Below are 24,187 nucleotides of genomic sequence, written 5' to 3' on the forward strand. Positions count from 1 at the left end.
AAAAAACCCGTTCCCGTAATGCAAGCCGGAACGGGTTTTGTACCTCTGGAACGTCGGTTCAAGCCGCGAGCAGGACCACCGTCAACGATCTCACGCCCTGCGCGCCGCGAATCAGCACGCCTTCAATATCGGCTGTCGCGGATGGCCCCGTCACCAGTACTGCGTATCGTGCGTTTTTGAAGTCATCCTGTCTGTACACATCCTGCAGACCATCCACGATCCGCGCCGGATCGAGCAAGACCACGAGATGCTGCACGAGGTAACCGATCGAATTGACGATGTACTCGTCCTCGCTGAACCACACCGAGCCAGTTTCCGCCACGCCGAAGCGCGCACGCACGACGCCGGCATCGACATCCTGCAGCAATGCAGGCGCCATTTCGGCTGAAAGCGCACGGTTTCCATCGATACCCGCAACCGCCGATGCCACGATTGCATCAGCGCCGAAGCGCTCGGCCAGCAGCGCACGCACGGTATCGAGCGATTCGCCTTCGACTACCGTGCCGCCCATCGCGGCGAGCGCCGTACGAAAGCGTTCGAGACGCTCGCCGGGAGGGGTATCGAAGAGGGGCACTTCGGGGCGCGGACGGCCCGCCGGTTGCGCCGCGCGGATCTTGGCCAAGAAAGCTTCACGCGTTGTCGTCATTTCTGCGCTGCCTTGCGATTTTTCTTGTACCACTCATGGAAGGTTTCAGCCGGTGTTTCAGGCAAGTCACGCTGACGGCCCCAGATATTCAGCGGGTTGTACAGCACGAAGTTCGGCAAGCGTTTCAGCGCGCCGCCAAGCGACGCCACCGTGCCGCGATACAACGTCGGACTGGCAAGCAGGCGCCCCGCCATCTTCAGCACTTCGGCCTTCACGAACGGTACTTCATGATTCGCCGCGATGACCTCGCGCCACTTGTAGATCTGCTCGTGAATGTTGACTTTCGTCGGGCAGACATTCGTGCAACTCCCGTTCAAAGTCGATGCAAACGGCAAGCTGCTGAAACGCTTCATATCGTAGGTCGGATTGATGATGGCGCCGATCGGGCCGGAATACGTGAAGCCGTACGACAACCCGCCGCTACGCCGGTAAACCGGGCACGTATTCATGCACGCGCCGCAGCGGATGCATTTGAGCGAGTACCAGAAATCTTCCATCGCGAGGCGCTCGGAGCGGCCGTGATCGACGAGGATGTAATGCATCTCCGAGCCCGGACGCGGCGCGCGAAAATGCGAGGTGTATTGCGTGATCGGCGAGCCGAGCGCGCTACGCGACAACATGCGCACGAACACGCCGAGATCGGAAATCTTTGGAATCAGCTTTTCGATACCAATCGACGCAATATGCAGCGGCGGCACATTCGCCGACAAATCCGCGTTGCCTTCGTTCGTACACACCACGACCGTACCCGTCTCGGCAACTGCGAAATTGCATCCCGTCATACCCGCCGTTTTCTCGCGCACGAAATACGGCCGCGTGTTCATGCGCTGGCTTTCGGCGAGATAGTGGATGTCGCTGTTCTTGGGATCGGTGCCGATGGTTCGTCCGAACAGCTCGGCGACGTCCGCGCGCAACTTGTGCACGGCCGGCACGACCATGTGGCTCGGATCCTGATTGTCCAGTTGCTGGATGCGTTCGCCGAGATCCGTTTCCATCACCGTGATGCCGCGCGGTTCGATGTACTCGCGCATCTTGCATTCATCGGTGAGCATGGATTTGCTTTTCACCAGCGTGGTCAAGCCGCGCTCGGACATCAGCTTGTAGACGATCTCGTTGTGTTCCTCGGCGGTGGCCGCGTAATGCACGGTGACGCCATGCGACTCGGCTTGCGAGATGAACTGCTCGAGGTAATCGGAGAGATGGGAGAGCGTATGCTCCTTGATCCCCGATGCCAGGTCCCGCAGCGTTTCCCATTCGGGCATGCCGTGCGCTTGCGCATCGCGTTTGCTGCGCAGGTCCCAGAGGCGTTTGTCGTGGAAAGCGACGTGATCCGTTTTCGCGATAAACGCGCCCGCCGCCTTCGCGTGATCGAGCCGCTTGCTCTTTCCCTTCACGACGTCGCTCATGCGCGTGCTCCGTTCAGAACCTGTGCGATGTGGATGAATTGTGCATCGAGTTTCAGGCGCTCGGCGCAGCCTTGCTGATGCATGAGACACGACATGTCGCCGGAGACGATGTATTGTGCGCCCGCGCCGACGTGATCGCGCACCTTGTCCTGCCCCATCCTCACCGATACCGCTTCTTCCGTCACTGAAAACGTGCCGCCGAAACCGCAGCATTCGTCGGGCCGGGTGAGTGTGACGAATTCGATGCCCTTCACGCCTTCGAGCAACGCACGGGGTTTGGAGAAAGGCGCGCCATTGATCTCCGACGCCGAGACTTCCTTCAGGTGCCGGATCGCGCTGCAGCTATTGTGCAGTCCCACGCGATGCGGAAATTCGGCCCACGGGAATTCGCGCACCTTGAGGACATCGTGGAGAAACTCGACGAGTTCGTAGGCGCTTGCCCGGACCTTTTTCACCGATGCCGTTTGCTCGATCGCCGTCAGGTGTTCGCGCACGTGATGAATGCAGCTCGCAGAGGGTCCTACTACGTAGTCGTAGTCGGCGAAGTTGCGGGCGAAGACGCGCTCGGCGCCGGCGGCCTCCTTTTGCGCGCCGCTGTTTGCCATGGGCTGGCCGCAGCAGGTCTGCTCTTCAGGGTAGTCGACGTCTACGCCCAGGCGTTCGAGCAGCTCAAGCGTCGCGATGCCGACTTCGGGGTAGAACGCATCGATGAAACAGGGGACGAACAGGGCGACTTTCATGGGCGGGGTTTGCGCTGGCGCTTGGGGGGTGGGGTTTTTGTTACCGCTGGGCGTTTTTTGCTTTTGCTGTTCAGTTTTTTTGCTTCTGCTGGTCAGCTTGGTCTGACCAAGACTTTAAAGTTTGTGTGGTTTCATGTCAAACTGAGGTTTTACAGGGATGGGGTGGTGCGGGGTCGATGCCGGGTTGTTGCTCTTCAGGTCTTCGCGCGTTACGTCTTGGCTGATTTTTTTCGCACTATTAGCCACTGTCCGTGGCGGGACTTCATTTCTTTTTCCAACGGCGAAAAAGAAACGAAGCAAAGAAAACGCCTCTCCACCGACGGCACATAAGTGTCCCGAGCGTGCACTGACAACTGTTTGGTACTTCAGAAGAACGCTCGACGCCGGAGTTCAGAACACTTGAAACCCTCCCCCTCCGTAAACGGCAACCCACACGCTTCGCCACCAGTGTCGGAATCCGTTAATGAGGCTTCCGCGCTGCGCGCGCTGACGCCCAAATGGAGGAGTTGGCTGTACTGGTTCCGTTTTGCCCGCGCGAGCCTGAGACCACCGGCGGCAAAGTCTCGGCAAGTTCAGGATGCTGTAGCGCCGTCATGTGCTCAACCCGTTGTTCACTTGGGCCAGGTTTCCGTATTGACTGCCACAGTTACTGGTGGCGAAGCGTGTGGGTATCTGTTGACGGAGGGGGAGGGGTTCAAGTGTTCTGAATTCCGGCGTCGAGCGTTCTTGTGAAGTACCAAACAGTTGTCACTGCACGCTCGGGACACTTAAGAATTAGCGGTTGAAAGGCGTTTTCTTTGCTTCGTTTCTTTTTCGCCGTTGGAAAAAGAAATGAAGTCCCGCCACGGACAGTGGCTAATAGTGCGAAAAAAATCAGCCAAGACGGAACGCGCGAAGACCTGAAGAGCAACAACCCGGCACCAACCCCAACCCCTACGAACAACCGCCCAATCCCCCACTCCAAACACCGCCCGCCCAAGTGCCAACGCCCCCCTTCCACCCCGTCCACTCCTACCCCCGCGTGCGCATCGCCGATGTCGTCTCCGACCAGATCCGTGCCCTGATCACAAGCGGCGCCCTCCTCCCCGGCCAGCGCCTGCCCGCCGAACGCGATCTCGCCGAACAACTGAACGTCTCACGGCCATCGCTGCGCGAAGCACTCATCCGCCTGGAATCCGATGGATTCATCCGCACCGCCGCCCGCGGCGGCTTCGAAGTGTCTGACGTTACCGCGCCCCTCGTTTCGGCGCCGCTCGCCGCGTTGCTCAGCCAGCATCCCACCGCCAGCAACGACGTGCTCGAACTTCGCCACGGACTCGAATCCCTCGCCACTGCCTATGCCGCCGAACGCGCCACCGAGGCCGACCTCGCGCGCATCGCCGAAGCGTTTCAAGCGCTGAAAACGGCGGCCATCGAACCGAAACGCACACGCATCGCCGAGCACGACGCAGCGTTTCATCTGGCCATCGCCGATGCCACCCATAACCTCGCGCTCGCCCACGTCATGCACGGCTTGCACGAACTCGTGCGCGAATCCATGCTGACGTCGCACCGGCTGGTCGATTACGACGACCAAGTCGAAGCCGATCTCCTCGCGCAACATCAGGCGATCTTCGATGCCATCGTCGCCCGCGATCCACAACGCGCCCGCGACGCCGCCGGCGCACACCTGGACTATGTGCGCACGCTGTATCGTGACAGGCCGCTCAAGGCCGAAGCGCCTCGCCAACCCGCGAAGACCCATAACCCGGAGACCACGTCATGAACATTTCCAGCGCCCATTGGGGCGACCTCCCGGACGGCACGCCCGTCGAACTTCATACCATCAGCCATGACAACGGCTTGCGGCTATCCGTGACGAATCTTGGGGCGGCGCTCGTTTCGTGGTTCGCGCCGGACCGCGACGGTCGGCTCGCCGATATCCTCCTCGGCCACGACACGCCCACCGCCTACACCGAAGGCCCCGCGCACATGGGCGCGACGGTCGGGCGCTGGGCAAATCGCATCGCGGGCGCGCGTTTTTCACTCGATGGCGTCGAATACCCGCTCGAAGCAAACCAGCCGCCGAATTCGCTGCACGGCGGATCGACCGGCTTCAGCTACAAGCTCTGGCAGGCGAAACACACGGACGAATCGCTCGTGTTCCGGCTTGAATCGCCAGCGGGCGATAACGGTTTTCCCGGCGCCCTCACGGTTCAGGTGACATACGCGTTCAGCCCGGCAGGCGAGTTGACGATTGCCTACGACGCCTTCACCGATGCCCCAACGCCGCTCAATCTCACCAATCACGCGTACTTCAACTTGTCGGGCGTGCCATCGAGCATTGCCGATCACGAGATCGAGATCGCGGCGGACCACTTCTTCGCCATCGATGAAAACACGATCCCCACCACGCTCGAAAACGTCGCCGATACCCCGTTCGATTTCCGCAAGCCGGCGGCGATCGGACCGCGTATCGAGACACAGGACAACGAGCAGGTGAGGCTCGCGAATGGCGGTATCGATCATTGTTTTGTGTTGCGCTCGATTGGCGCGGTCACCGCACTGCCGGAATTGCAGCACGCGGCGAGCGTCTACCATCCGGCGAGCGGCCGTGAGCTGGCTGTATCGACGACCGAACGCGGCCTCGTGTTCTATACGAGCAATCATCTGGAAGGCGAGCCGGGCAAACAAGGTGTGATCTACAAGAAGCACGGCGCGCTGTGCCTGGAAGCGGGCGGATTCCCGAACCAGATCAACATGGAAAGTGCCGAAGACGTCGTGCTGCGCCCGAACGAGCGCTACAGGCAAGTGACGCAATACACCATGAGCGTCCGATAGGAGTCCGCCTACATCCATATAGGACAGGCGCGGCTATCAGCGGATCAGCCTCTTGAGGATACTTGATTCATCAAATCAGATATCGAATGGAGGATGACATGCCCTACCTACTTGGCTGGCTGCTTGGTGTTCCGGTGATCGTGCTGGTGATCTTGTATTTGATTTTTCACTGATCTTTCATTGCACCCGTTTCATCCGGACTGAACGAAGGCGTCGTTACAATACGACGCCTTTTTTGTTTTTACACTGCCAACGGCATTGACCGCCGCATTGCCACGATAGCTTCGAAGGATTTCGATGAAACGCGCCCTCCCCGTACTTGCAGCGATCGCTGCCGTCGTCGCCGTTCCCGGTCTTCATGCCGAGGAAATCGCCAGCGTGAACACGAACTTCCGGTTCACCGGTTCGGACCGCGTAACGGTCGAGGCATACGATGACCCCGGCGTGACAGGCGTCACCTGTTATGTGTCGCGTGCACGCACGGGTGGCGTCAAAGGCATGCTTGGAATTGCCGAAGATCCGTCCGAGGCATCGATTGCCTGCCGTCAAGTCGGTCCGATCAAGATCGACGCGCCGCTCAAGCAGAAGGCCGACATTTTTTCCGCGAGCATGTCGTTTATCTTCAAGACCTTGCACGTGGTGCGTGTCGTCGATGCCAAACGCAACACGCTCGTCTACCTGACCTACAGCGACCGCATCGCGACCGGCAGCGCGAAGAACAGCGTGACAGCCGTCCCCATGCCAGCGGGCACGACGATTCCCGTGAAGTGATATGAAGGAGCGCACGATTGGAGGCCTTCCTCCATTTGTCTAAAGTTTGCCGTCCCGCTGCCGTTATAAAGACGAAAGGCAATCGCTCTAGCAGCGACGCCGACTGTTTACCCGCGCAAATTCCAAAATTCGATGCGCGGGACGCGCGAACCGGGACACACCATGGGTCAGATTACCCTCTCATTCAAAGACGAAACGCTTGCCGCGCTGCGCCGCGATTTCGATACGTTCATTCGTCTCTCGCTCAAGTTCGATCCGCAGTTCGTCACGCCATCGTTCGAAGATTTCCTGCGCGCAAAACTGCTCGACAATCCCACGCCCCTCACCGAACAAGCCGTCCAGCGCATGCTGCAGAACGGCCAGTACGCATGGGCCAAGCGCGCACTGGACAAGGAATTCCCGGACGTTATCGACATGATGATGCGCCAGGCGGCGGAACACGGTTTCGGGTTCGCTGTGCGCTCGGACTGGTCAGCGGAAGATCTGGTAAAGGCGTCGCGCACATGGGCGACATCGATTGTGAACGAGGCAAAAGGCGACCCGGCGCAAATCGATGCACTTGCCTCGCAGATCAAATCGGCGGCATCGGACATTCAGGATCTCGAGCAGAAGATGCAGACGCCCGCGTGGCGTCTTGCCGATTCATTACGTCAACGCGTGTACGAAACGAGGATCGCGACCGAACACAGCGTGGGATCGACCGCGCGCGAGAAGCTTGGCGAGTTGCGTTGCCTGTTGAGGCTCGGGATGTTTCATGGCTCCGTTTCGAAGCAGGAAGCGCAGCAAGTGCTGGAGCAGTTGCGGTCCCTGAAACCGGAGATATTTATTGAAGAGCCGTATGACGGTTTCACGCGTTTTGGCAACTGGCTGCGCGCGATCTTCACGCCGGAACGCAAGGCGCCAAAGCCATCGCGCGCCGAGCGCTGAGCGCGCGCCGCTGAGCGCGCGCCACCGAACCTCACTCCCACATCTTTTTAAGCCGCGCCGCGATATCCAGCTTCGCCTTCGCCGCCGCGGCCAGTCCGGCGGCGGTCGGCGCAACAGGCTCCGGCACATGCGGCCAAGCGCGCGCTTCGAATTGCGGCATCAGGTGCGCGGGAATGAAGCGCGTGCGCGCCGCCCACACATGCCGATCGCCCATGGCCGTCTGGTTGTGCACGTAAAAGCGTTGTGGCGTGACGATGTGCAAATCCTCTTTTGCCCGCGTCATGGCGACATATAAGAGCCGCCGCTCTTCATCGATTTCCTCGTCGCTGCCTGTGCCCATGTCCGATGGAATGCAGCCATCCACGCCGTTCAGCACAAACACGTTCTTCCATTCCTGGCCCTTGGCCGAATGGATGGTGGAGAGAATCAGATAGTCTTCATCGATGAGCGGAACGCCCGATTCGTCGCTCGTGGCATCGGGCGGATCGAGCGTCAACTCCGTCAGGAAACGCTCGCGCGTGGGATACGTCGATGCAATGCTTTCCATCTGCAGGACGTCGCCGTGACGGATCGCCGCGTCTTCATGATTGCGCTCGAGATGCGGTTCATACCATCGGCGAATCATCTCGAACTCAGCAGGCCAGCCACTTTCACGCGCGCAAACCTTCGCCATCAACCCTGCGAATACCGGCCAGTCCTCACTCGCTCTTGGCGGCGGCACAAATGCCGCGAGCGCTGACGCCGTGTTGCCACGTTCCGCAACCTGATCAAGCACTCGTCCGGCAATGGCCGGCCCGATACCCGGCAGCAACTGCACCACGCGAAAGCCTGCCACACGATCACGCGGATTCTCGGCCCATCGCAACACGGCCAGCACGTCCTTCACATGCACGGAATCGAGAAACTTCAAGCCGCCGAACTTCACGAACGGAATGTTGCGCCGGGTCAGTTCGATTTCGAGCGCGGCGCTGTGATGCGCGGCGCGAAACAGCACCGCCTGCTGCTTGAGCGTCATGCCGCCTTCGCGGGCTTCGAGTATCTGCTCGACGATGTAACGCGCCTGATCGGCTTCATCGGCCACGGAAACGATCCGTGGACGTTGCGCCGATGTCTTGTCTGTCCAGAGGTTCTTTGTGTGTCGCTCGGTGGCCAGTCCGATCACCGCATTCGATGCCGCCAGGATAGGCTGCGTAGAGCGGTAGTTGCGCTCGAGCGTCACGCACTTCGCCGGCGGATCGAAGTGATTCGGGAAGTCGAGGATGTTGCGCACCGTTGCGCCGCGAAACGAATAGATGGATTGCGCATCGTCTCCAACGACGGTGAGGCCGCGCCCATCGGGTTTCATGGAAAGGAGGATGGATGCCTGGAGCTTGTTCGTGTCCTGGTATTCATCGACGAGGACGTGGTCGAACCGGCTCGACAGATCCGCTGCAATCGATGGCTCGGCCGCAAGGTGCGACCAGTAGAGCAAGAGGTCGTCGTAGTCGAGCACGCTTTGCTGCTGCTTCGCGTGGACGTAGGCGGCGAAGAGGCGGCGCAAGTCGTCCTCCCATTCGCGGCACCACGGGAACGCCTGATCGAGAACGGTCGCGAGCGACGCGCCGGTATTGACCACGCGCGAGTAGATGGCGAAGCAGGTGGACTTGGCGGGAAAACGCTTCTCCTTCGCCGATAACCCCAGTTCGTGCCGCACGAGGTTCATCAAATCAGCGGAATCTTCGCGGTCATTGATGGTGAACGACGGCGACAAGCCGACCATATCCGCATAGTCGCGCAGCAAACGCGCGCCGACGCTATGAAACGTGCCGGACCAGATGAGGCCCTGCGCCATGCCGCTGCGATTACCCAGCGCGTTGGTCGCGATGCGCGTCACGCGCCGCGTCATCTCGTTGGCCGCGCGCCGCGAAAATGTCAGCAGGAGGATTCGGCGCGGATCGGCGCCTTTTACGAGCAGGTGCGCCACGCGATGCGCAAGCGTGTTCGTCTTGCCTGACCCCGCGCCCGCGATCACGAGTAGCGCGCCGGTGGGATGGTCGGCATCGGTTCCGTATTCGACGGCTTCGCGCTGGGCGTCGTTGAGCTTGGTCAAATACGGGGCAACTGCGGGTACGACTCCGGGCGCACGGGCTTGCGCTTCGGTCGAGGAGTCAGCCTCAGTGGCGGGAATGGGCGAAAGCACGTCGCGTAACCTTGAAAGCTCGAAAAACGGGTGACGCACACTGTATATCCATACAACCCGCGCACGCAAGCGCTTGATGCAGCAGGCTTTTGGCCCTAAAAAACAAAAGGCCCGGCAAGCGTGCGCTTGTCGGGCCTTTCGTCACGCGGCAAAGCGGAATCAATCCGCTTTCTTGGCGTTCTTCAGGTTGGCATCGGCGGCGGCTTCGTTCGCCTTCGATTGCGACTCGGTCTTCTGCTTGTCGGCCTTGGCCTGCGCGACGTTCGCGTCTTTATCGGCTTCGGCCTGCTTCTTGGCGGCCTTCTTTTCAGCGTGCGTGGGTTCGGCGGTGGTCTGCGCGATCGATACCGTCGCAGCCGTCGCAAAGGCCCCCGCGAGCAAGGCAGCGCATAAACGATGAGTGGTCTTGGTCATGATGTTCTCCTTCTATTCTTGTCAAACGCGGCCATCAGGAAACGGCCGCTTTCATCGAAACATCGAGCTTAGTGCTGCAAGTTCGTGCTTAGTGCTGCAAGTTCGTGTTCTGCGGGCCATTCGGTTCGGCGGACTTGAGTTCGTCGTTGGCCGTTTGCTTGTCGGCCTTCTTGTTGATCTTGGCGTTGCGCACTTGCTCTTTGTACTGTTCCTTCGCTTGCTTGTTGGCCGCCTTCAGGTCCTGTTGCGACGCTTTCTTAGATGCCTTGTACTCCGCGTTGGCCTGAGCGTTTGCATTGCGCTTCTGCACGAGCGGATCGGTCGGCGCCGGAGCCGTCAGGTTTTGCGGCGCGGGCGTGACCTGAGCGGGTGCCTGAGCACCGGCATCGGTGGGCTGCGCAGTTTGGGCGAAAGCAGAACCTGCGACAGCGATGAAAGCGGTACCAAGCAGCATCTTCTTGATTTGCAACATATTCAATTCCTCGCTAGCGATTGTTTTTCCGGGTACTGACTGCAACGCCGGGCAGCGTATCTCGTGTCCTGAAACGCCCTTGGATCCTGCGCGTTGCAACCGCCCGTCTACTGGACTACGTATTACGATTGACCCTGACGATTGACCCTGCTACCACCACCCGGTTCAGCGAAACCCGTCACTGTTACCGAAGGTTTCATTTGCTGACATGTTGCAAAGGAACGGATGGCCGGAAATTACCGGGACACGGCAGCTATCGCACACGGCGTGCCTGCCTCGGCATTCGACTGGTTTATGATGTGCGCCCTGATTGGCGCCAGCACCGATCCCAACCCGTAAGGAGGCCCTCAATGCCGCGCCTGGAATTCACGCTCACGGGCGATTACGTCGAGTTGCATAACCTGCTGAAGATCATGGGTCTCGCCGACAGTGGCGGCTCCGCGAAGATGCGCGTGGCCGAGGGCGAAGTGAAGGTCGACGGCAAGATCGAGTTGCGCAAGACGTGCAAGATCCGCGCGGGCCAGACGGTTCTTGTCGATGACACCACCATCAAGATTCGCAAGCCGGCATGAACCCGGCACTTGCTGCGCGACGTGTGTGAGAGTGGCAAAGTTTTACATCGGCACGGCTACGAAGGCAGGACCGATAGCGCGATAATTGGCGTTCGGGACCGGTCGCTAACTGCCTGTCACTCAAGCACGTTTTTTTGAGTCGATTTAAAATCATTTCAGGCAGTAACGTTCGGCAGCAATCTTGAACGACGCTGCCGATTGAGCAAGACCCGCGCATCACCCCCGTAACACCCGGACACGCTCCGGCCAGGCGACTCCATCCCGTTAATCATTCCTTCTTTCGCAACGCGTGGACGTCCGCGCATGGACGTCCGATCAAAAGGACCGGCATAACCCTTGCCCGCTTCATCCGGCAATTCTCTTTGCCGGCCTTGCAAATGCTTCCAGGCGCGCGCCCTTCCAACAGGCCGATGACCGGATCATTGAATATTTGTGTCCAGGGCTCGAGCATTTCGCCCGACGCTTTTTTGCCCTCTATCTGGAGCAATTCCATGTACAAGACCAACGCTTACGCCGCACGTTCCGCAACCGAACCGCTCAGCCCTTTCGAGTTCGAACGCCGTGACCTCACGCCGCACGATGTGCGCATCGACATCCTGTTCTGCGGCGTGTGCCACTCGGATCTGCACACCGCTCGCGGCGAATGGGGCGGTACGGTGTATCCGAACGTCCCGGGCCATGAGATTGTCGGCCGCGTGGTGGAAGTCGGATCGGAAGTATCGAAGTTCAAGGTCGGGCAACTTGCGGGCGTCGGCTGTATGGTCGATTCATGCCGCACTTGCCCGAGTTGTCAGGAAGGCCTCGAGCAATATTGCGAAGGAAGCGGATTCGTCGGCACGTATAACGGACCCGACAAACACACCGGCGGCGTGACCTACGGCGGTTATTCCACGCAGATCGTCGTCGACGAAGCCTTCAGCCTGCATATTCCGGAAAACCTCGAGCTTGCCGCCGTCGCGCCGCTGCTGTGTGCCGGCATCACGACCTACTCACCGCTGCGCCACTGGAATATCCAGCCGGGCCAGAAGGTCGGCATTGTCGGACTGGGCGGGCTTGGGCACATGGGCGTGAAGATCGCCGCTGCGCTCGGCGCGCACGTGGTGCTGTTCACGACGTCGCAAAGCAAGGTGGAAGACGGCAAGCGGCTCGGCGCGCACGAGGTCGTGATCTCGAAGGACCCGGATCAGATGGCGAAGCACCTCAACAGCTTCGATTACATCCTGAACACGGTCGCGGCGTCTCACGATCTCGACGCGTTCGTGACGCTGCTCAAGCGTGACGGCGCCATGACGCTCGTCGGCGTGCCGGAACATCCGCATCCGTCGCCGTCCATCGGCAACCTGATTTTCAAGCGCCGCACGCTGGCAGGCTCGCTGATTGGCGGTATCGCTGAAACGCAGGAGATGCTCGATTTCTGCGGCGAGCACGGAATTACGTCGGATATCGAGATGATCCGTATGGACGAAATCGATACCGCGTACAACCGGATGCTCAAGAGCGACGTGAAATACCGCTTCGTGATCGACATGAGCTCGATCAAGCAATAAGCTACAAGGCTTTCGTTCTCTTTTGCCGGTTTCGGGTTCAGTGCAATTGTCCGCAGTTCGCACCTGAACTCCGGAACACGGCCGGAACGAACGGGCGATGCAGGGCCGGCAACGGCCTTTGCATCGCCCGTTCCCGTTTCAACGCCGGCTTTTGCTCCGGCGCATGTTTTCCGATTACCCGTCATGCCAACCCCGATAAATCGCGCGACCGCGCCGCCCAGCTTTTCCCGTCATGCCGTCGATACCGCCAGGCTCGCGGCGCCGCTCGCCATCTCGCAGCTCTCGCAAATGGCGATGGGCGTGACCGACACCATCCTGCTCGGCTCGCTCGGGCCCGATTCCCTTGCCGCCGGCGGCCTGGGCGCCAACCTGTTTTTTGTCGTGGTGGTGCTGCTGCAGGGCGTGCTGACGTCGGTGAGCGTGTCGGTGTCGCATGCGCGCGGTGCGAACAACGATCACCTCGTGCCGAATATCTACTGGACCGGATTCGTGTTGTCGCTGCTGCTCGCCATTCCGGCGTTCGCGCTGCTGAGCTTCGCCGAGCCGATCCTGCTCGCGTTCCACGAGCCCGCGTTGCTCGCGAAAAACGTCGGCGAATATTGCGCGGTGCTGCGCTGGGGCGCGCCGGGAAGCCTGATCGGGATCGGCATGATGCGCGCGTTCCTGCCGGCTATCGGCGCGGCGCGGCGGCTTTTGTGGGTATCGATTGGTGGCGTGTTCGTGAACGGGTTCCTCAACTACGGGCTCATCCACGGCGCGTACGGCCTGCCCGAGCTCGGTTTCCTGGGTTCTGCCGTCGCGACCACCATTACGGTCTGGGGCACCGCGCTTACGCTTGTCGCGTTCCTGCACTTGCGCCCGCGATTCAGGCATTTCGTTGCCGCGTCCCGTCCGCGCCTGCCGTTGATGGGCGAACTGTTTGGTATCGGCTGGCCGGTCGCGATCACGTATGGCGTCGAATCGACGCTGTTTCTTGCCACCGGCATGACCGTGGGCACGCTCGGCGAAGCGCAGCTCGCCGCGCATCAGATCGCGTTGAACGTGGCGTCGGTGGCGTTCATGGTGCCGCTTGCCATCGGCCAGGCGGCGAATGTGCGCGTGGGCTACTGGATCGGCGCCGGCGTGCCTGTGGCCGCGCGCCATGCAGGGTTCGTCGCGCTCGCGCTCGGCGTGGCGTTCATGGCGCTGTCGGGCTGCGTGCTGGTGCTGGCGCCGCATGCCATTGTCGGGCTGTATCTGCATCTCGATGACCCGAAAAACGCCCAGACCGTCGCGCTGGCGGCGTCGCTGCTTGGCGTGGCGGCAGTTTTCCAGATCGTCGATGGCATGCAGACCGTCGCCTCCGGCGTATTGCGCGGGCTCAAAGACACGCGCGTGCCCATGCTCGCCGCCGCATTTGGCTACTGGGGCATTGGTTTTCCGACGGGCTATTTGCTCGCGTTTCACTTCGGCGGCGGCACGAAAGGCCTGTGGTGGGGACTCGCGGCGGGGCTGGCAAGCGTCGCGGCGCTGATGACTTTCCGTTTCGACCGGATGAGCCGCCGGCTTGTTGCCGGTGAGACGCTGGCCGCCGTTAAAAACGCGCAAGCGTCGCGCAATAGCGCCTGAAAGCGGCAAGCAGGAGCAGACGGCCGAATAAGTTAAGCAGGCATTGTTGGTTGGAATCCGGCCGCTCCCCGGATACGATCAAGCCGTCTCCTTGAGACTCATCCAGTAACAGGGGTATTAGGCCCGCTTCGTTGAAGCGGGTTTTTTTTCGTCCGCGATCCGCCGCATTCCCTCCCCGCTTTTTCTCAAATCGATCCGTTCAGCGTGTCCATACCCGATTTCCCATAAAATGTGTCCGCGTGATCCTCGCCCGTTTGCACGAGATCCAGCGCTGAGAACGACAACGAAGGTGCGTCTAAAGCGCCGTCAGATCATAAAAACGCTCGGGAAAGAAAAGAAATGGACGTGTCGCAACGCAGCAGGCAGTCATTGAAACGCCAGGCATTTCACGCGGGATCCAGCGATTTTTCGCAGTTTCTGAAACTCACCGTCGCCGCGCTCACCGCGTTGACGCTCACCGCATGCGCCACGCGGCCACCGGCAAGCGCATTCGACCATCCGGTCACGCACGCGCTCTCCGTCACTGCCGATACGCCGCTGCGCGCGGCCATCGCGGCGAAAGAAGCGGCGCACCCGGACGAATCCGGCGTGCGGCTCCTGCCAACCGGCACCGAAGCGCTGCAGGCGCGCATCGCACTTGCCCGCGCAGCGACGAAAACGCTCGACATGCAGTACTACATCGCCGAAGAGGACAACACAGGCAAGTTATTGCTCGGCGCAGCGCTTTATGCAGCGGACCATGGCGTAAAGGTCCGCATGCTGGTCGATGACCTGAATTTCAAGGACATCGACAAGATCATGGCCACATTGAATTCGCACGACAACATCGACATCCGCGTCTTCAATCCCTTTGGCAGCGCGGCGCGCGGTTTCGGTGAACGCACGCGCAACCTGTTCACGAACGTCGATCAGTTCACGCGCCGGATGCACAACAAGGCGATGATCGCGGACAACCAGATTGCGATCATCGGCGGCCGCAATCTCGGCGACGAATATTTCAGCGCAAGTCCGACGATCCAGTTCCGCGATCTCGATGCGTTTGTCGCGGGGCCGGCGACGCAGGAGATATCGGCGAGTTTCGATGAATACTGGAACAGCTCGATTGCGTATCCGCTGCGCGCGCTGAACAAGCAGAAGTTCGATCCCGCCGATCTCGACAAGACCCGCGCCGACCTGCGCCAGCACTGGAAAGAACAAGCCGACCCGCTGAACGCAAAGCCGCTCAATGCCACGCCGCTTGCCCAGCAGATCGCGCAGGACAGCCTGGGACTCACATGGGCGCGCACCGAATTCAAGGCCGACTCGCCTGTCAAGATCGAGCATCCGGATCCGGACTACAAAAGCCCGCCGCTGGAACGCCTGATCGAATTGTCGAATCAGGCGAAGAGCAGCGTCCAGATCGTCTCGCCGTATTTCGTGCCGCACGACGAAGGCGTCAAGGCGCTCGCCGCGATCACCGCAAAGGGCGTGAAAGTCGAAATACTGACGAATTCGCTCGCCGCGACCGACGCCGTCGCGGTCCAGGCGGGTTACGCGCCGTATCGCGTGCCCATGCTGAAAGCCGGAGTCGATTTGTACGAACTGAAGCCCGTGATTGCCGAAGGCGCCGGACAGCCGCGCGCAGGCCTGTTCGGGTCACAATCGCGCTCGAGTCTGCACGCCAAGGCTTATGTGATCGATCGCAGTATCCTTGTAATTGGTTCGATGAATCTCGATCCGCGCTCGGCGTCTCTCAACACCGAACTCGCGCTGGTCGTGTACAACAAGAAGATAGCCGGCGAAGCCGCCGAGTTGTTCGATCGCGGCATTGCGCCGGCAACGTCGTATCGTGTGGAGCTTGCCTCCCCCACAGTACTGGGTGGCCTCCAGAACATCGGCTCGTCGACGTCGCGGCTGGTCTGGATCACCGAAGAAAACGGCCAGGTGCGCACCTATGACTTCGATCCGCAAGCCGGTTTTTACCGGAATCTGCTGACGGGATTGTTCATGTTGCTGCCTGTCGACTCTCAACTTTAAGCGTCTGGTTCCAACCGAACCTGAAGGAGCAAGTAGTCATGACGGACAACGTAAGACTCGAGAAAGACACCTTCGGCGAAATCGCCGTGCCGAACGCGAAACTCTGGGGCGCACAGACGCAGCGCTCGTTGCAGAACTTCAAGATATCGAGCGAGAAGCAGTCGCCCGAACTGATCGATGCCCTCGCGATCGTCAAGCGCGCATCGGCGGAAGTGAACGCCGAACTGAAAGTGCTCGCCGACGATAAAGCCAAGGCCATCATTGCCGCCGCAGACGAAATCCTCGCTGGCAAGCATCCCGATGAATTCCCGCTCGCCGTGTGGCAAACGGGCTCGGGCACGCAGACGAACATGAACTTGAACGAGGTGATCGCGAACCGCGCGAGCGAACTGATGGGCGGTGAGCGCGGGGAGGCGCGCAAGGTTCATCCGAACGACGACGTGAATCGCGGACAATCATCGAACGATGTATTTCCGACCGCCATGCACATTGCCGCGGCTGTCGCGATCGTCAAGCATCTGGTGCCGTCGCTGAAAACCTTGCGCGCCACGCTCGATAAAAAATCGAAGGACTTCGATTCCATCGTGAAGATTGGCCGCACGCATTTGCAGGACGCAACGCCGCTCACGCTCGGGCAGGAATTTTCCGGCTACGTCGCGCAACTGGACCAGGGCATTCGCCACGTCGAATCCACTTTGCCGCATCTGTATCAACTGGCGCTCGGGGGCACCGCGGTCGGCACAGGTTTGAACGCGCATCCCGAGTTCGCGGTAAAGGTCGCGAACGTGATCGGCAAGCTCACCGGCCTGCCCTTCGAAACCGCGCCGAACAAGTTCGAAGTGATGGCCGCCGCCGACGCGCTCGTGTTCGCGCACGGCGCGCTCAAGACCATCGCGGCGGGTCTGATGAAGATCGCCAACGACATCCGGTGGCTTGCCAGCGGACCGCGCTGCGGCCTGGGCGAGTTGTCGATTCCCGAGAACGAACCGGGCAGCTCGATCATGCCGGGCAAGGTCAATCCCACTCAATCCGAAGCCGTGACCATGTTGTGCTGCCAGGTATTCGGCAATGACGTTGCGGTGAACTTCGGCGGCGCGAGCGGCAATTTCGAGCTGAACGTGTTCCGCCCGATGATCGCCCATAACGTGCTGCAATCGGTTCGTCTTCTCGCCGACGGCGCATTGAGTTTCAACGATAACTGCGCGGTTGGCATCGAGCCGAACAAGCCGCGTATCGAGAGTTTGCTGAACGAATCGTTGATGCTGGTCACGGCGTTGAATCCGCATATCGGCTACGACAAGGCCGCGAAGATTGCGAAGCAGGCACATAAGGAAGGCACGACGCTGAAAGCATCCGCCCTCGCGTTAGGCTACGTGACGGAAGCGCAGTTCGACGAGTGGGTGAAGCCGGAAGAGATGGTCGGGAACAGGTAAAGCTGGAGACGGCAGCGGTTGACTACGCGCAACCGCTGCCGTCATGCAATGAATCTATCGTGACGTTTTTCGTGCGGCGGGGAAAAACCCTTGTTCGACCGCATAAGCGAGCAGCTTCTTGCCGGAGTCTTCGAAGATATGGCCAAGACGTCTGTCGATGTCGTCGTCCGCCACGTCCTTGTCCCCAACCCGCAGTTTCAGACCCGTCGCAGCCACCGAGCGCTTCGTGCGCGCGACCAGTTCATCAATGTCTTTGGTGAGCGCCTTCACTGGATCAGCCTTTTCATGAAGTGCCGCGAGCATCAACTGGTCCAGCGTGCCGATGCCCGCGCCGCCGCCCTGGCGCGGTGCGGCCAGTGCATCCCAGGGCTCTCCGCGCTCGGCCCGCGAAAACAAGGCGGTGTTGAGCCGGTCCGCTGCGGCACGCGGTTGTTCCGGGCCATAACGGACGACCGTCTCGCCAATGGCAATGGATAAACGCAGCAACTTCAGGATTGCATCGAGCGGAAGTCCTGCAAGCTCGGGGGCATCGAAGACTTCCGCGAGCGTGGTTTCAGACCGGCGCAGAAGATCGAACAATGACTTGTGAAAAGTGTCAGCGCGCGTGATCGTGGAGTGTTCCAGGCTCACCTCCGACTTGTAGACCATCGCCGGGTTGCCCCACAAATGAATGTGCCGGGCCTGCTCGCGCAGGCGGATATCACTGAGCGACACTTTGCCCCTCACGAAGATATCCGAGCGAAATCCCCGGTTGGCAAAATAATCGCGCACCTCTTCTGCTTCGATAGGATCGGTGACCGTTTCGAGCATTTTCCGCTGGTTTTCACCCAGCCACGAAACGGGCGCCATGTGTGCAAATCGCGCGCTGCCCGCAAAGCTCAGCTTGGCCTCCGCCATTTCGCGTGCAATGTCCGTGATGTGAAACGGCGTCCATTTAGCGTGCAGGTACTCGTGGACAAGATAGTTTTTATCGAGGTTTTGAAAGCCGTCCACGCGGCTCGCCGAGTCAGGGTTGCGCACGAAGTGCAGCGCTTCCAGGCCCTTCACCTTCGTTACCAGTTCATTGCCCTTCGTCCAAGCGTCGCTGCCCTTTCCGGCACCGAGCATCAGCAGCCGTTGCAGCGGCATGATCTGCGCGCAACCAACCATTGCGTTGTAGCTCACCTGCACAACACCGCCCGGCTTCAGATATCGCGTGAGGAACTGCATGATGTGCGCCCGCGTGTCATCCGATACCCACGAGATGATGCCGTGCAGCGTAATGTAGTCGAACAAGGGCAGAGCGACCTTGCCTTGCGCGAGCTCGTGAAAGCCGTTTTCAAGCAGCGTGAGGTTCGGCAGGCGCGCTTCGTCGCGTATGGATGAAGCGCTCAGCACGTGCAGCGGGTTGAAATCGCAGGCATGGAACTCGCCGTTCGGATGCGTCGCAGCGAGGATGAGCGACGTCAGTCCCTGACCGAATCCAAGTTCGCAATAAGTGAATTTTTCGAGCGATGGCGGCTGTACGCGCTGCATCACGAGGCATGCGTTCAGGAAGCTGGGACTTTGTTCCTGATAGTAACCAGTCGTGTAGGCGACCGAGCTGTTATAGCCGGCTGTCCAGGTCATTGGTGTTTCCTCATTCATGTTTGGAGTTGTGCTTTAGCCCGTTCGGCGGCCAACGCACGGGCTGCCGAACTATGCCGACAACGCACACACTCATGAATGAGAAACGTCTTATTTACTTGTTTTGCCCGGCGAATTTCTAGACCTTGCCGGCCGCGACCTCTTCCGGCTTCAGCTCCACGATGGCATCGAGTGCGTCCTTCACGTCCATCGCGTATCTTGCGAGCCGTTTTTGCTCGTCAGTCACCGGCACGAAGGACGGGACCGGCACGGGCTTGCCCTGTTCGTCGACGGCGACGAACACCATCAGGCAATCCGTCGTCTGTTGCAGGACGCCGCTCTTCGGATCGCCGGCATGCACCGAGATATGCAGATGCATGCTCGTCCGCCCGGTTGCGACAACCCGTGCGCGGAGTTCCACGAGATTGCCGACGAGGATCGGCCGGCGAAAGCGGATGTTGCCCACGCTCACTGTCACGCAATAACGCCCCGACCAAACGGCGGCGCATGCATACGCCGTCTCGTCCATCCACTTCATCAACGCGCCGCCGTGGACCTTCCCGCCGAAGTTGACGGACGTTGGCTCGGCGAGGAAACGAAACGTGGTTTCCGACCGATCGTTGATGGGGGCATCCGTGGAATCCGAAAGCGGCGCTGCAGTGTTCATGTCGTTGTAAGGCACGCCCAGCGGGGCTGCCGGTCAAGTGGAGTTGCCGAATTATACGAGTCGCAAAATGCGGACGGGCTTACGACAAACCATCCAACGATCCTATTTGCGCACCGAGATACCCTCGTCCACCACGCCGTACATGGTGATGCCGCTCGACCCGCTCGCCGACGACGATCCGCCCGACGCTCCCGCGCACCCGGCGCATACCGCCGCAAGCAACGCCACAACCAACAGTTTCAGCATGACAAGCTCCTGCAAGACCGCACTTCAAGATGAAACATTATTCTAGCCCGGTGCCCCGGGGCGCATCGATACTTCACGCCGCAGTGAAACATCGCGTGCACAAAGCCGCTAAAGTCGAGGCAATCGAAGGAGGTTCCCATGACTCTCAATCACGACGATGCACGCCCGTTCCCGGGTTTGTCGCGAATCGGCGCGCTGCTTGCCGACCCCGGACGCGCCGCCATGCTCTGGGCGCTGATGGACGGCACCGCCCGCCCTGCCGGCGAATTGACCATGATCGCAGGCATCTCGCCCTCGGCGGCGAGCGGGCACTTCGCGCGGCTCATCGAAAGCGGCTTGCTCGCGCTCGAGGTCAGCGGGCGGCACCGCTATTACCGCATCGCCACGCCGGACATCGCCATGGCAATCGAAGCGCTCGCCAATCTCGCGCAGGCCAGCGCGCCGCTGCGTGAACCGGTGGAAGCGCACCGGCAGGCGCCGCGCCGGGCGTCGGCGGTACCGCTCGACATGCGCTACGCGCGGACCTGCTACGACCATCTCGCAGGCGAACTGGCGGTGCGGCTCTTCGAGCGCATGTTGACATCGGAATGGCTGGAAGTCGTGCCGGGAACCACGGCCGGCTCCGCGCGCCCCGGGCCCACTTCGCTCGATGCAACCGCGCGGGGTATCGACGCGTTCTCTCAAATGGGCATCGATCTGAGGGAGCAGAAAGCACGGCGGCGGCGATTCGCCTGCACGTGCATAGACTGGAGCGAACGCCGGCCGCATCTGGGCGGCGCGCTGGGCGCGGCTTTTCTCGATGCCTGCACGGAACATGGCTGGGTTGAAACCACGTCCCGGCGACGCATTCTGCGCGTGACGCCATCGGGCGAACAGCATTTCGCAGGGGTCCTTGGGGGTGAATAAAGATAGCTGAGCGTTCGAGCGGGGGCAGTTGTTTCATCGGGTGCGAGCCGACCAAATATGACAATTTATCAATCGGTTCACCTGTAAAGTTTTTAGTTCGCTGTCCTTCAAAGGTGCCGGACGATTTACCTGCCGGTGAACGACGCGGTATTCCCGACAGCTTTATTAGGATACCGAGTTGATTCCACTGGTTGCCGGATCCCGATCCTGACAAGTCGGGAACATGCCTTGTACCGGACCGAAGCGTGAACAACCAACCAGACCTCTCAATGAAGACAACAATAATCACAACGCCGCACAGGCTCACGCTCACCGCGCTCGCTGCCCTCAGCATGCTTGCCGCGCCGTTCGCACTTGCGCAGCAAGCCGCCCCCGTGCCTGCCAAGGACGCCACGGCCATCACCCGGCAAGACAACCTCGCTGTCTACAAGGAACTCCCCTTCGCCGACAAGACCGACTTCGAGGACGCGCAACGCGGCTTCATGGGCACCATCCCGACCGGCACGTTCAAGGCAGACGACGGCCGTACAAGCTGGGACCTGAACAAGTACAACTTCCTTAAGGGCGAAGCGCCGGACACCGTCAATCCGAGCCTCTGGCGTATCGCGCAGTTGAACATGTTCAACGGCCTCTTCAAGGTGACGGATCGCGTGTATCAGGTGCGTGGACTGGATCTCGCCAACATGACCATCGTGGAAGGTGACACGGGTGTCATCCTCATCGACGTGATGGTCACGCGCGAAGCCGCCCGCGCCGCGCTGGACCTATACTTCCAGCACCGTCCGAAGAAACCGGTAGTGGCGGTCATCTACACGCATAGCCATGCGGATCACTACGGCGGCGTGCGCGGGGTGATCGACGAAGCGGATGTCAAGAGCGGCAAGGTCAAGGTCGTTGCACCGGCAGGCTTCCTGCAGGAAGCGGTCGCCGAGAACATTTTTGCCGGCAACGCCATGGGCCGCCGTTCCCTGTACCAATATGGCGCGCTGCTTCCGCCCAGCATGCGCGGACAGGTCGATGCCGGACTTGGGAAAACCACGTCGGCGGGCAACCTCGGGCTGATTCCACCCAGCGATACGGTTGAGAAGACCGGCGACACCCGCACCATCGACGGCGTTCAATTTGAATTCCAGATGGCGCCCGGCACGGAAGCGCCGTCCGAGATGCTGATCTACATGCCTCAATTCAAGGTGCTCGATACCGCCGAGGACACCACCCACACGCTGCACAACCTGTACACGCTGCGCGGTGCGCAGGTACGCGACGCAGCCAACTGGTGGAAGACGCTCAACGAGGCGATTCTCCGCTACGGCAACCGCACGGACGTCGTGATTGCGCAGCATCACTGGCCGACCTGGGGTCAGCAAAAGATCGTGAACTACATGGCCGATCAGCGCGACATGTTCAAGTATCTGCACGATCAATCGTTGCGTCTCGCGAACTCCGGCTACACGATGACTGAAATCGCAGAGCAGATCCAGTTGCCTGACAGCATCGGAAAGAAGTGGTACAACCGCGGTTACTACGGTTCGGTCAATCACGACGCAAAGGCGATTTATCAGCGTTATCTTGGCTGGTATGACTCGAACCCGGCGAACCTGCACCCGTATCCGCCGGAAGAGGAATCAAAACGTTTCGTCGACTTTATGGGCGGCGCCGACGCTGTGATGACCAAGGCAAAGCAATCATTCGACAAGGGCGATTACCGTTGGGTCGCGACCGTGATGAACAAGGTCGTGTTCGCCGACCCGTCGAACAAGGCTGCTCGCAATCTCGAAGCAGATGCGCTCGAGCAACTCGGTTATCAGACCGAGAACCCGACCTGGCGCAACGAATACCTGATGGGTGCATTCGAATTGCGTAACGGCGTGCCAAAGCTGAAGGGCGTCAACACGGCAACACCTGACGCGATCGCGGCGATGAGTCCCGATCTGCTGCTCGACTACATGGGAATCCGGCTGAACGGTCCGAAGGCGGACGGCAAGCACACAGTGATCAACTGGGTTCTCGGCGACGGCAGGAAGTACGGTATCGAACTGCGCAACTCAGTGTTGATCTACACCGAGGGCGTGACGCTTGCGAACCCGGACGCCACGCTGACCATGAGCAAGGATGACTTCGCCGGTCTCCTGATGGGCGGTCAGCAACAGCAAGCTGACGCGAGCAAGGTCAGCGGTAACGGTCAGAAGGTGACGGAACTGTTCGGCATGCTCGATCGCTTCGACCCGATGTTCAACATCGTTACGCCTTGACGTCTTGAAGGCGTGTCACGGCTTCGCATGATGGAAGCCGTGACGCACGCACGTCTGCGTTAAACCGCAATTGGCGCCTTGATGCCCGGGTGATATTCATACCCTTCGATGACAAAGTCCTCGTACCGGTAATCGAAGATCGACTCGGGCTTTCTCGCCAGCTTGAGCTTGGGCAGCGGATACGGTTCGCGGCTCAATTGCAGGTCCACTTGTTCCAGATGGTTCAGGTAGATATGGCAATCGCCGCCCGTCCAGACCAGTTCACCCACATCCAGATCGCACTGCTGCGCGAGCATATGCGTGAGCAACGCGTAACTCGCGATGTTGAACGGCGTACCCAGAAACACATCCTGGCTGCGGCAATACAGGAGGCAGCTCAACTTGCCGTCGTTCACGTAGAACTGCGCGAGGCAATGGCAAGGCGCAAGCGCCATGCGGCCAGCGCGGGCATTATCAACGGGCGACATGGATTCGTCCGGGAAATCCGCCACGTTCAACGCGGTCAGCATCAGCCGGCGCGAATTCGGCCGTGTCTTGATCTGGTGGACGAGGCCGCTTACCTGATCGACCATCGTGCCGTCACTTTTCGGCCAGAAGCGCCATTGATGACCGTAGACCGGACCGAGATCGCCGTTTTCATCGGCCCATTCGTCCCAGATCGTCACGCCATGGTCGTTCAGATACTTGATGTTGGTATCGCCGTTCAGGAACCACAGCAGCTCGTAGACCACGCTTTTCATGTGAATGCGCTTGGTCGTCACGATCGGAAAACCCGCCGCCAGATCGAACCGCAATTGGCGGCCGAACGTGCTGATCGTCCCCGTGCCGGTCCTGTCCATCTTCCGAGCGCCGCGCTCGAGAATGTCTTTGAGCAGTTCTTGATACTGGATCATGGGAAGGGTTGTGCGTAAAAGTGGTGGCCCGTGGCCGGATGCCTGCGGAAAACAGCAGGAATCCAGC

General features: G+C 60.3%; 22 protein-coding genes. 11 read left to right on the top strand and 11 right to left on the bottom strand.

The features are described from left to right. Positions 1–58: 58 nt before the first annotated feature. The 3 genes from AXG89_RS01220 to AXG89_RS01230 are packed head-to-tail and all read right to left on the bottom strand — an operon-like array spanning position 59 to position 2,792. A complete protein-coding gene (locus AXG89_RS01220) occupies positions 59–646 on the bottom strand; it encodes a LutC/YkgG family protein (RefSeq protein WP_062167283.1) in 588 nt (195 codons plus the stop codon). Next, complete coding sequence (locus tag AXG89_RS01225; protein ID WP_061999974.1) at positions 643–2,052, bottom strand: lactate utilization protein B; 1,410 nt, start codon at positions 2,050–2,052, stop codon at positions 643–645. The genes AXG89_RS01220 and AXG89_RS01225 overlap by 4 nt, the downstream gene beginning before the upstream one ends. Continuing rightward, the gene (locus AXG89_RS01230; RefSeq protein ID WP_061999975.1) at positions 2,049–2,792 is read right to left on the bottom strand and encodes a (Fe-S)-binding protein; all 744 of its coding nucleotides are present in this window, start codon (positions 2,790–2,792) and stop codon (positions 2,049–2,051) included. Before AXG89_RS01230 ends, AXG89_RS01225 begins: the two co-directional genes overlap by 4 nt. 979 nt (positions 2,793–3,771) lie before the next feature. On the opposite strand from AXG89_RS01230, the gene AXG89_RS01235 reads away from it, so the two are divergent. The 4 genes from AXG89_RS01235 (at position 3,772) to AXG89_RS01250 (ending at position 7,310) form a co-directional block, all read left to right on the top strand. Beyond that, the gene (locus AXG89_RS01235; RefSeq protein ID WP_062167285.1) at positions 3,772–4,557 is read left to right on the top strand and encodes a FadR/GntR family transcriptional regulator; all 786 of its coding nucleotides are present in this window, start codon (positions 3,772–3,774) and stop codon (positions 4,555–4,557) included. Continuing rightward, a complete protein-coding gene (locus AXG89_RS01240) occupies positions 4,554–5,612 on the top strand; it encodes an aldose epimerase family protein (RefSeq protein WP_062167287.1) in 1,059 nt (352 codons plus the stop codon). Before AXG89_RS01235 ends, AXG89_RS01240 begins: the two co-directional genes overlap by 4 nt. A 297-nt stretch (positions 5,613–5,909) precedes the next feature. After that, on the top strand, positions 5,910–6,383 hold the full coding sequence (locus tag AXG89_RS01245; RefSeq protein ID WP_062167289.1) for a CreA family protein: 474 nt from the start codon (positions 5,910–5,912) through the stop codon (positions 6,381–6,383). A gap of 162 nt (positions 6,384–6,545) precedes the next feature. Next, positions 6,546–7,310 carry a DUF4088 family protein gene (locus tag AXG89_RS01250; protein ID WP_062170178.1) on the top strand — a complete coding sequence of 255 codons (765 nt, stop codon included), beginning with the start codon at positions 6,546–6,548 and terminating at the stop codon, positions 7,308–7,310. A gap of 31 nt (positions 7,311–7,341) precedes the next feature. Here AXG89_RS01250 and AXG89_RS01255 read toward each other — a convergent pair whose 3' ends face one another. From AXG89_RS01255 to AXG89_RS01265, 3 genes are all read right to left on the bottom strand, one after another. Further along, positions 7,342–9,399 (bottom strand): ATP-dependent helicase, encoded by a 2,058-nt coding sequence (locus tag AXG89_RS01255; RefSeq protein ID WP_069638362.1) that lies wholly within the window; start codon positions 9,397–9,399, stop codon positions 7,342–7,344. Positions 9,400–9,648: 249 nt separating this feature from the next. Continuing rightward, the gene (locus tag AXG89_RS01260) at positions 9,649–9,903 is read right to left on the bottom strand and encodes a hypothetical protein (RefSeq protein ID WP_056354457.1); all 255 of its coding nucleotides are present in this window, start codon (positions 9,901–9,903) and stop codon (positions 9,649–9,651) included. Between the two features lie 88 nt (positions 9,904–9,991). Next, positions 9,992–10,375, bottom strand: coding sequence for a hypothetical protein (locus AXG89_RS01265; RefSeq protein ID WP_061999982.1), 384 nt, complete (start codon positions 10,373–10,375; stop codon positions 9,992–9,994). Between the two features lie 350 nt (positions 10,376–10,725). Here AXG89_RS01265 and AXG89_RS01270 point away from each other — a divergent pair, with 350 nt between their 5' ends. Beyond that, on the top strand, positions 10,726–10,947 hold the full coding sequence (locus AXG89_RS01270; RefSeq protein ID WP_062167292.1) for an RNA-binding S4 domain-containing protein: 222 nt from the start codon (positions 10,726–10,728) through the stop codon (positions 10,945–10,947). A gap of 268 nt (positions 10,948–11,215) precedes the next feature. On the opposite strand, the gene AXG89_RS01275 is transcribed toward AXG89_RS01270, so the two are convergent. Beyond that, positions 11,216–11,440: a hypothetical protein gene (locus AXG89_RS01275; RefSeq protein ID WP_062167293.1), complete on the bottom strand. Its 225-nt coding sequence runs from the start codon at positions 11,438–11,440 to the stop codon at positions 11,216–11,218. On the opposite strand from AXG89_RS01275, the gene AXG89_RS01280 reads away from it, so the two are divergent. The 4 genes from AXG89_RS01280 (at position 11,439) to fumC (ending at position 17,551) form a co-directional block, all read left to right on the top strand. Beyond that, positions 11,439–12,494 (top strand): NAD(P)-dependent alcohol dehydrogenase, encoded by a 1,056-nt coding sequence (locus AXG89_RS01280; protein WP_061999985.1) that lies wholly within the window; start codon positions 11,439–11,441, stop codon positions 12,492–12,494. The genes AXG89_RS01275 and AXG89_RS01280 overlap by 2 nt on opposite strands. 183 nt (positions 12,495–12,677) lie before the next feature. Next, positions 12,678–14,102, top strand: coding sequence for an MATE family efflux transporter (locus tag AXG89_RS01285; RefSeq protein ID WP_061999986.1), 1,425 nt, complete (start codon positions 12,678–12,680; stop codon positions 14,100–14,102). Positions 14,103–14,441: 339 nt separating this feature from the next. Next, on the top strand, positions 14,442–16,118 hold the full coding sequence (locus AXG89_RS01290) for a phospholipase D family protein (protein WP_082771304.1): 1,677 nt from the start codon (positions 14,442–14,444) through the stop codon (positions 16,116–16,118). 38 nt (positions 16,119–16,156) lie between these two features. After that, entirely contained in the window at positions 16,157–17,551 is a 1,395-nt protein-coding gene (fumC, locus tag AXG89_RS01295) for a class II fumarate hydratase (protein WP_062167295.1), read from the top strand. Between the two features lie 54 nt (positions 17,552–17,605). Here the strand turns inward: fumC and AXG89_RS01300 are convergent, their stop codons facing one another. The 3 genes from AXG89_RS01300 to AXG89_RS41940 form a co-directional block, all read right to left on the bottom strand. Continuing rightward, a complete protein-coding gene (locus AXG89_RS01300) occupies positions 17,606–19,159 on the bottom strand; it encodes a class I SAM-dependent methyltransferase (protein ID WP_062167297.1) in 1,554 nt (517 codons plus the stop codon). Positions 19,160–19,295: 136 nt separating this feature from the next. After that, positions 19,296–19,823 carry an acyl-CoA thioesterase gene (locus AXG89_RS01305; RefSeq protein WP_062167299.1) on the bottom strand — a complete coding sequence of 176 codons (528 nt, stop codon included), beginning with the start codon at positions 19,821–19,823 and terminating at the stop codon, positions 19,296–19,298. A gap of 102 nt (positions 19,824–19,925) precedes the next feature. After that, on the bottom strand, positions 19,926–20,069 hold the full coding sequence (locus tag AXG89_RS41940; RefSeq protein WP_155524226.1) for a hypothetical protein: 144 nt from the start codon (positions 20,067–20,069) through the stop codon (positions 19,926–19,928). A gap of 138 nt (positions 20,070–20,207) precedes the next feature. Here AXG89_RS41940 and AXG89_RS01310 point away from each other — a divergent pair, with 138 nt between their 5' ends. Both AXG89_RS01310 and AXG89_RS01315 read left to right on the top strand, forming a co-directional pair. Further along, positions 20,208–20,975 (top strand): ArsR/SmtB family transcription factor, encoded by a 768-nt coding sequence (locus tag AXG89_RS01310; protein WP_062167301.1) that lies wholly within the window; start codon positions 20,208–20,210, stop codon positions 20,973–20,975. A 269-nt stretch (positions 20,976–21,244) separates the two neighbouring features. Beyond that, on the top strand, positions 21,245–23,227 hold the full coding sequence (locus tag AXG89_RS01315) for an alkyl/aryl-sulfatase (protein ID WP_082771306.1): 1,983 nt from the start codon (positions 21,245–21,247) through the stop codon (positions 23,225–23,227). 59 nt (positions 23,228–23,286) lie between these two features. Here the strand turns inward: AXG89_RS01315 and AXG89_RS01320 are convergent, their stop codons facing one another. Continuing rightward, positions 23,287–24,120, bottom strand: a complete 834-nt coding sequence (locus AXG89_RS01320; RefSeq protein WP_062167303.1) for a thymidylate synthase — start codon at positions 24,118–24,120, stop codon at positions 23,287–23,289. Between the last annotated feature and the right edge of the window lie 67 nt (positions 24,121–24,187).

Source organism: Burkholderia sp. PAMC 26561 (assembly GCF_001557535.2).
In the GTDB taxonomy this organism is placed as follows: domain Bacteria; phylum Pseudomonadota; class Gammaproteobacteria; order Burkholderiales; family Burkholderiaceae; genus Caballeronia.

What these genes read in the sequence shown, in the direction of transcription:
- AXG89_RS01220 (WP_062167283.1), bottom strand. Translation starts at nt 646, where the DNA reads ATGACGACAACGCGTGAAGCTTTCTTGGCCAAGATCCGCGCGGCGCAA.
- AXG89_RS01225 (WP_061999974.1), bottom strand. Translation starts at nt 2,052, where the DNA reads ATGAGCGACGTCGTGAAGGGAAAGAGCAAGCGGCTCGATCACGCGAAG.
- AXG89_RS01230 (WP_061999975.1), bottom strand. Translation starts at nt 2,792, where the DNA reads ATGAAAGTCGCCCTGTTCGTCCCCTGTTTCATCGATGCGTTCTACCCC.
- AXG89_RS01240 (WP_062167287.1), top strand. Translation starts at nt 4,554, where the DNA reads ATGAACATTTCCAGCGCCCATTGGGGCGACCTCCCGGACGGCACGCCC.
- AXG89_RS01245 (WP_062167289.1), top strand. Translation starts at nt 5,910, where the DNA reads ATGAAACGCGCCCTCCCCGTACTTGCAGCGATCGCTGCCGTCGTCGCC.
- AXG89_RS01250 (WP_062170178.1), top strand. Translation starts at nt 6,546, where the DNA reads ATGGGTCAGATTACCCTCTCATTCAAAGACGAAACGCTTGCCGCGCTG.
- AXG89_RS01260 (WP_056354457.1), bottom strand. Translation starts at nt 9,903, where the DNA reads ATGACCAAGACCACTCATCGTTTATGCGCTGCCTTGCTCGCGGGGGCC.
- AXG89_RS01265 (WP_061999982.1), bottom strand. Translation starts at nt 10,375, where the DNA reads ATGTTGCAAATCAAGAAGATGCTGCTTGGTACCGCTTTCATCGCTGTC.
- AXG89_RS01270 (WP_062167292.1), top strand. Translation starts at nt 10,726, where the DNA reads ATGCCGCGCCTGGAATTCACGCTCACGGGCGATTACGTCGAGTTGCAT.
- AXG89_RS01280 (WP_061999985.1), top strand. Translation starts at nt 11,439, where the DNA reads ATGTACAAGACCAACGCTTACGCCGCACGTTCCGCAACCGAACCGCTC.
- AXG89_RS01275 (WP_062167293.1), bottom strand. Translation starts at nt 11,440, where the DNA reads ATGGAATTGCTCCAGATAGAGGGCAAAAAAGCGTCGGGCGAAATGCTC.
- AXG89_RS01285 (WP_061999986.1), top strand. Translation starts at nt 12,678, where the DNA reads ATGCCAACCCCGATAAATCGCGCGACCGCGCCGCCCAGCTTTTCCCGT.
- AXG89_RS01290 (WP_082771304.1), top strand. Translation starts at nt 14,442, where the DNA reads ATGGACGTGTCGCAACGCAGCAGGCAGTCATTGAAACGCCAGGCATTT.
- fumC (WP_062167295.1), top strand. Translation starts at nt 16,157, where the DNA reads ATGACGGACAACGTAAGACTCGAGAAAGACACCTTCGGCGAAATCGCC.
- AXG89_RS01300 (WP_062167297.1), bottom strand. Translation starts at nt 19,159, where the DNA reads ATGACCTGGACAGCCGGCTATAACAGCTCGGTCGCCTACACGACTGGT.
- AXG89_RS01305 (WP_062167299.1), bottom strand. Translation starts at nt 19,823, where the DNA reads ATGAACACTGCAGCGCCGCTTTCGGATTCCACGGATGCCCCCATCAAC.
- AXG89_RS41940 (WP_155524226.1), bottom strand. Translation starts at nt 20,069, where the DNA reads ATGCTGAAACTGTTGGTTGTGGCGTTGCTTGCGGCGGTATGCGCCGGG.
- AXG89_RS01310 (WP_062167301.1), top strand. Translation starts at nt 20,208, where the DNA reads ATGACTCTCAATCACGACGATGCACGCCCGTTCCCGGGTTTGTCGCGA.
- AXG89_RS01315 (WP_082771306.1), top strand. Translation starts at nt 21,245, where the DNA reads ATGAAGACAACAATAATCACAACGCCGCACAGGCTCACGCTCACCGCG.
- AXG89_RS01320 (WP_062167303.1), bottom strand. Translation starts at nt 24,120, where the DNA reads ATGATCCAGTATCAAGAACTGCTCAAAGACATTCTCGAGCGCGGCGCT.